The following is a 6,602-nucleotide window of genomic DNA, read 5'->3' on the forward strand; positions in this document are numbered from 1 at the left end:
GCGCGAGCGGACCCGCTACTCGTCCGTTTCACCACCGATCTGCCGGGCCTGGCCCAGACCTTCCGGTGCGAGGTCCTGCAAAATTTCCATGAAGCTCTTGTCGACCAGGCGCCGCGCGCGATTGAGCAGCATCGGCACCGGGCTCGACGGTTCGTGCCGCTCGTAGTATGCGCACACCTTGTCGATGACTTTGATGACATCCGCGCGGCTCGACACCTCGCCTTGCAGCGCGGCGGGCGCAGCCGCCGGCGCGCCGGGCGCGCCTGGCGTGCCGGCGGCGGCGTCCGGATTGCCCGAGTCCGCGGCCGCGGGCGGCTCGCCCGCGCCGGCGGGCTGAAGCTCGCGCAGCGTCGCGGCGGCTTCGTCGATGAGTGCGCTCAACTTCGACAAGTCGATCGCATTCGCAACGCCGACGTGCCCCGTGAGGATCGTCTCGATACCGGCGGCACTGCGCCGCGCCGCGGCGAGCGCAGCGAGCGTCGCGCTGGTTTCGCCGGGCGTCTCCGCGATCGCCGCCTGGATGGAAGCGAGCGACGGTGCCGTCACGCCGTCGGGCAGCGTCGCCGCGCCGGTTGCATATTGCATGTCGCGCAGGCTGAACGCGCCATGCGTGCGCGAATCGACGAGCGGCGTGTCACGCAACGCGATCAGCATGCCGTCGGACGAAGCGAGCGCGGCAAGCGCGCTCACGCGTTCGGTCGGGTCGTTGTCATCGTCGGGATCGAGTCGCGGATAGAGGCACGCCCAGCGCTCGGCGATCAATCCCTCGATCAGGGCCAGCCCGTCGGCCATGCCTTCGATCCGCTCGCGTATCAGAAGCGCGCGCGCCAGGTAGACCGCGACGCGCAGGTCGCGGCTTCTCGACAACAAGCCGAGCGCGAGCTTTCCCGCGACTTTCCAGTCGGGCGGCGTGGGCGGGACGACCGTCGCGCCATATTGCACTTCCGGCTTGCCGTTTACCGCCTGCTCGAGTTCCTGAAACTCGCGATCGTATTCGACATCCTCGCCGCATGGGCTTTCGGATGTGATCTCGGTGACCAGCGCGGCAACGTCAAGTTGGGTCATCTTATGACTGGCGTGAGCTTGTCTTGGAATGGTCAAGCGCTCCGTGCTCACGGAGACGCAAAACGATGACTGCCGGCGAAGGTCCCCCGATGCGTGGTCGCTATTCAGATGTGCGCCTACATCCGGCGCTAAACGAAGACCCCGTAGTTTGAATGCGTGAAAACCAGAATAGCACGCAATCCCATAAAAGAAACGGGCGTCGATTGATAAAGAATGACGCTTCGGGTTACTACCAGTTCCGGCAATGTCCAACGCGTCGCGCGGGCATGTTTGGTGAATTCCAGCGACCGCGAGGACTCGCCCGCGCCTCGGAAAATACTGCCGTTACGCTTCGCCCGGGCGAAGCGTAACGCAAGGCGGCGCGCGTTGAAAGTTGTCCCGGTGAGCGAGGTTGCCGTCGCTCGCGAATGGCCGATGCAAACTCTATATTTGTATTGTCGGACAGCAGTGCGGCCCATAAAATTGCAAACGTGATCGGACTTGAAGACACTGCTTAACGAATGACTGCCGCCTCCTGCGACGCGCGGGCAAGGCCATGCCTTCGTGAACGCATCGTGAAACGGCACTGCATGCACCACCAATAGCGCAATCAACGCATGGATTGTTGCGATTCGCATGACGACGCGCCAGCCGTTGCGCCGGCACGAAGCATCTTCAACAAGACGACCGTCCGGCCGGATGCGGCCAAAAGGTGGCGCCCATGAAAGGCGAATGCGAAATGCAATTCGGCGCGGAACAGATCCTTCCCGATCTGTGGGTGCGGCGCGCGCGGCTCTCGCGTGACGAGATGGCGTCGATGTACCGGATCGTGCAACGCGCGCTCACGGGCTATCACCCGACCGAGTTGCGCGCGCTTGGCGAAGACCGCGAGGAACTGATCTCGCAGTTCATCTATTTCAAGGTGTTCCGCTTCGAAACGCTGCACGCCGAGGCCGCGAGCAGCCACGCGCACAGCGCGCCGTCGAACCATCACGCGATCTGCGCCTACTTCCGCCGCTATCTGATCGACTGCCTGCGCAGCGCGAGCCATCAGCGCAACGTGCCGCTCGACAGCGCCGGGGTGGCCAGCGAACTTGACTTCCATGCCGCCTCGGCCGACGATCCGATCGCAGCGGTGCTGATGCAACACGGCCTGAATGAAAGCTCAGTGCGCCGCGCGGCGGACGAGTTCATCGCGAACCTGAGCGAGCCCGACCGGCTCGTGCTCGGCGGCAGTCTCGGCTGGCTTTCGCACGACAAGGGCGGGCTGTCGCAGGTGGCGTCGCATTACTGCATCGCGTCGTATCATCATCGCGCGAGCAAGCTCGGCCTTACGCTCAAGCGCGGCGCGACACCCGCCGATTTCGCGCGCACCACACTAGGGCGGTGGATCGAGCGCACGCTCGGCATCGCGATCGAGGTGGAGAATCGCGTGGCAATCCTGATGGTTCTGGGGCTGCTCGCGGCGCAGTCGGCGGAGTTGGCGTGAAACCGTGCATGCACCGCCCCCAAGCTGAATCGCGAGCCGGGCGGCGCGCGGCGACGTATGCTTGAAGAAACGCGCATCGATCCCGAACGCGTAAGGCCGGCGAGAAGGAGCAAGCCTTGCAACTCGAAAGTGCCAGCCTGACCGATAACGGCGGACGCCCGCGCAACGAAGACGCGTTCGGCGAATGGGCGAGCGAGCGCCTCTACTATTGCGCGATCGCCGATGGCGCGGGCGGCCACGGCGGCGGCGACGTCGCGGCGCGCATCGTCGTCGATACGTCGCTTGCCGATCTGCGCTTCCTGACGGTCGACGAGTTGCCGCCCGACGGCGAGCGGCTCAAGCGCGCGCTGCTTCACGCGCACGAAAACATCATGGAGGAGCAAGGGCGCGGCGGCGAGGTCGCCGACATGCGCTCGACGGGCCTCCTGTTCGCCATCGACCGCGACCGCCGCACGGCGGCGTGGGCGCATTGCGGCGACACGCGGCTCTATTACTTCCGTGGCGGCGTTCTCGATGCGCGCACGAAAGACCACAGCGTCGTGCAGGAAATGATGGACGCGCACCTCGTCAGCGCGGAGGATGCGCGCCATCATCCGCGCCGGAACATTCTGCTGTCGGCGCTCGGCACGCGCGAGGGCGCCGAGATCGCCAGCACCGGCGGCACGCGCGAAGTGCTCGCGCACGACGTGCTGCTTCTCTGCACCGACGGCCTGTGGGGTTATGTCGACGATGCGTCGATGATCGATTCGCTCGCGCACGCGACGTCGTCCGCCGACTGGCTGAACCGGATGGCCACCCAGGTGCGCGACACCGCGCCCCCCGGCAACGACAACTTCACCGCGCTCGCGATCTGGGTTGGAGGGCTGTGATGAGATTCGCACGCGACGCCGCGCTGCCCACGCTGTCATTCCCCGATGGAGTCATGGCCCATGTCCGGCGCGGATGACGACAAGACGGTGCTCGTCAGCCGGACGCAGGCGGCGGCTGCCGCCGCGGACGCGGTCGCGAGCGACAACGCCTTGCCGCCCGGTACGCAGCTCGCCGAGTTCCAGATCGTCGGGCTGATCGGCGAAGGCGGGTTCGGCATCGTCTATCTCGCCTACGACACCCAGCTCGGGCGCAACGTCGCGCTCAAGGAATACTTTCCGGGGTCGCTCGCGACGCGCGTGCGCGAAACGCAGGTCACGGTCAAGTCGACGCGGCACGAGGAAACGCTCGCGGCCGGGCTGAGGAGCTTCGTGAACGAGGCGCGGCTGCTCGCGCAGTTCGACCATCATTCGCTCGTGAACGTGTATCGCTTCTGGGAGGCGAACGGCACGGCCTACATGGTGATGCCTTATTACGACGGCGTAACCCTGAAGGACACCTTGCGCCAGATGGGTGCACCGCCTTCGGAGGCGTGGCTGCGCGGACTGCTCGCGCCGGTGATCGAGGCGCTGGGCGTGCTGCACGGCGTGCAGTGCTATCACCGCGACATCGCGCCCGACAACATCATGCTGCTCAAGGGCAGCGGCCGTCCGGTGCTGCTCGACTTCGGCGCGGCGCGGCGCGTCATCAGCGACATGAGCCAGGCGCTCACCGTCATCCTCAAGCCGGGCTTCGCGCCGGTCGAGCAATACGCGGCGGTCGCATCGATGAAGCAGGGTCCGTGGACGGACATCTACGCGCTTGCGGCCGTCGTCTATTGCGCGATTCAGGGCACGACGCCGCCTGCTTCGGTCGGCCGGCTGATGAGCGACAGTTATGTTCCGCTCGCCGAAGCGGCGGCGGGCCGGTATTCCGATGCGTTCCTGCGCGCGATCGACCACGGCCTCGCCGTGCGGCCGACGGACCGGCCGCAAAGCGTCGAGGCTTTCGCGAATGAGCTGGGGCTCGATATCGCCGAGCATCCGTCGCGCGGGTCGCCTGCCAGCCCGGAAAATACTGGAGCGGCAGGCGTCACCATCGCTGCGACCACGGCCGCACCCGCACCCGCACCCGCGACCGAGGCCCGCACGCGCACGGCCGCAATGCCGCCATTGCCGGTGCCTCCGGTTTCGGAGCCGAAGGCGTCGCCAGCCGCCGCCGCGCCGCCCGCCGCTCGCGTCCCGCGGGCGGCGATGTTCGCAGTGGGCGCCGTGGTCGTCGCCGCGCTGGCCGGCACGTTCGGATGGCGCGCGATGCACTCGGGCGCTCCGGCCGTCAGTGCCACCAGGCCGTCGCCCGCAGTCCTGCCTCAACCGGACACCGCCGCAAGCACGGCGCTCGCGCAGTCCGCGTCCGAAGCGCCGTCCGCCGCGATTCCGCCGAGCGCCGTCACGCAGAGCGCTGCGCTGGCGCCAGCCCCGCCCCCCGCCGACGTGCTTCCCGCGTTCACGCCGGCGCTGGAACTGGAACGCATCGTCGCGCTTTCCGACCCGTCGATACACGTTGCCGTGACGCTGCGCGCGGACACGGCGCGGGTCGACAAGGATCAGTTGCAATTCAGGATCACGAGCAATCGGGCGGGCTACCTGTACGTCTTCAATGTCGATCCCGACGGGCAGTATCTGATGATCTTTCCCAACAAGCTCGACAGCAACAACGCGATCCGGGCCGGACAGACGCTGGCGCTCCCGCGTTCGAATTGGCCGATGATGGCGGCCAGGCCGCTCGGCGCCAATCGCTTTCTTGCGCTCGTGTCGCCGGCGCGGCGCGACTTCACCGCGGGCGGCCTGCAACAGAGCGACGTGTTCGCCGGCTTCTCGGCCAATGCGCAGCACGACGGCGCCGTGCGCCGCACCGCGACCTATTCGCCATTCGCGGGCGAGCCGCGCTGCAAGGCGGGCACCGCCGGCTGCACGCCGAACTTCGGCGCGGCGACGTTTGAAATCGATGTGGTGAGCGGCGCGGCCGTCCCGGTGAACGGTCTTGCGCGCAGCTCCGTTGTGTCGCCTGCGGGGAAGCGGGTGCGGCCGGGCTGACGCGGCGTGGCGGTCAATGTCGCAATAACCTCAGTTTCCCATGCTATTCTCGGTGCACTTGTACACCTTTGTTTAAGGGCCATGAACGAGGTTTCTGACAACGGCGTTGTGCTGCGTGCCCTCATTGAACAAGCCGGGCTCACGCAGGCCGATGCACTTGCAGCCTTGAACAAGGGCCAGGCATTCCCAATTGCGTTATCCACCTGGAAGGCATACCTCGCTGCGCCTGATAGCGCAAGACGTCGAGCATGCCCGGATAACGTTCTGGCGCACGCCAGAAAGACCATTGGGAAGGCTTCAAAAGGACGTTGACGTGGTGCACTTGTGCACCTATAGTCCAATCATTGTCTCGATATGGAACGGTCATGGGAACGAGATACGAACAGGATGTAGTTGCGTGGGCCAACGAGCAAGCGGCACTTCTGCGCGCGGGCAAGCTGACCGCCATCGACGTTCAGCACATCGCAGAGGAGATCGAAGACGTGGGCAAGAGCGAACAGCGTGAATTGGCAAGCCGCATGTCGGTCCTGTTGGCTCATTTGCTGAAGTGGAAATTTCAGCCGTCACGTCGCAGCAAGAGCTGGCAGTTCACAATCCGAACGCAGCGCAAGGAAGTTGCCTATGTTCTGGACGAAGCCCCGAGCCTTCGCGGCAAGTTCAGCGATTCGCCGTGGCTCGATATCGTTTGGTCGAAGGCACGCAGCGTCGCAAGCAACGAAACCGGGCTCGACCTCGACGTTTTTCCGGAGGCGTTACCGTGGTCCGTCGACGATGTCCTGTCGCAAGAGTTTTATCCTGAATAGCGGAAATCATCGGGAAATTTAAGGTCGGAACCGAGTATGACGCTGCTGGCAAGGACGCGGTCGTGGTCGCTCCCAACTAAGACGGCGGTGTGGCTGCCCGCCGCTCGTCCCCGTGGTACTAGTACAACATCCCCTAAATAGCTTTAATAATTAGCCTCGTTAATTATCGGGTTGCAAATACGGCTCCAGGAGCGTGACGACCAGTTGTGCCATCTCGTCGAGCGACCCGGCGCCTGGCAGAGGTTCCCAACGTCCACTATGGCTGCGAAAGGCCGCGCCATAACGATTGCGGCCAAGCTCGGTCAGCCGCGCCACCACGGTCGG

Annotated in this window: 6 protein-coding genes; 4 read left to right on the top strand and 2 right to left on the bottom strand. The window is 65.4% G+C overall.

Annotated elements, in window-relative coordinates:
* Nucleotides 1–15 precede the first annotated feature (15 nt).
* Together tssA and AWB68_RS46845 are read right to left on the bottom strand one after the other, a co-directional pair.
* Nucleotides 16–1,065 (bottom strand): type VI secretion system protein TssA, encoded by a 1,050-nt coding sequence (gene tssA, locus AWB68_RS25610; protein WP_087647140.1) that lies wholly within the window; start codon nt 1,063–1,065, stop codon nt 16–18.
* A gap of 128 nt (nt 1,066–1,193) precedes the next feature.
* A complete protein-coding gene (locus AWB68_RS46845; RefSeq protein WP_125483037.1) occupies nt 1,194–1,682 on the bottom strand; it encodes a hypothetical protein in 489 nt (162 codons plus the stop codon).
* Between the two features lie 83 nt (nt 1,683–1,765).
* On the opposite strand from AWB68_RS46845, the gene AWB68_RS25615 reads away from it, so the two are divergent.
* The 4 genes from AWB68_RS25615 to AWB68_RS25635 all read left to right on the top strand — a co-directional run bounded on the left by AWB68_RS25615 (nt 1,766) and on the right by AWB68_RS25635 (nt 6,278).
* On the top strand, nt 1,766–2,533 hold the full coding sequence (locus AWB68_RS25615; protein ID WP_087647141.1) for a hypothetical protein: 768 nt from the start codon (nt 1,766–1,768) through the stop codon (nt 2,531–2,533).
* A 116-nt stretch (nt 2,534–2,649) separates the two neighbouring features.
* Complete coding sequence (locus AWB68_RS25620) at nt 2,650–3,402, top strand: PP2C family protein-serine/threonine phosphatase (RefSeq protein ID WP_087647142.1); 753 nt, start codon at nt 2,650–2,652, stop codon at nt 3,400–3,402.
* Between the two features lie 60 nt (nt 3,403–3,462).
* Nucleotides 3,463–5,475: a serine/threonine-protein kinase gene (locus AWB68_RS25625; protein WP_235028497.1), complete on the top strand. Its 2,013-nt coding sequence runs from the start codon at nt 3,463–3,465 to the stop codon at nt 5,473–5,475.
* A 365-nt stretch (nt 5,476–5,840) separates the two neighbouring features.
* A complete protein-coding gene (locus tag AWB68_RS25635) occupies nt 5,841–6,278 on the top strand; it encodes a DUF29 domain-containing protein (protein ID WP_087647145.1) in 438 nt (145 codons plus the stop codon).
* Nucleotides 6,279–6,602 lie beyond the last annotated feature (324 nt).

This window comes from Caballeronia choica (assembly GCF_001544535.1).
In the GTDB taxonomy this organism is placed as follows: Bacteria; Pseudomonadota; Gammaproteobacteria; order Burkholderiales; family Burkholderiaceae; genus Caballeronia; species Caballeronia choica.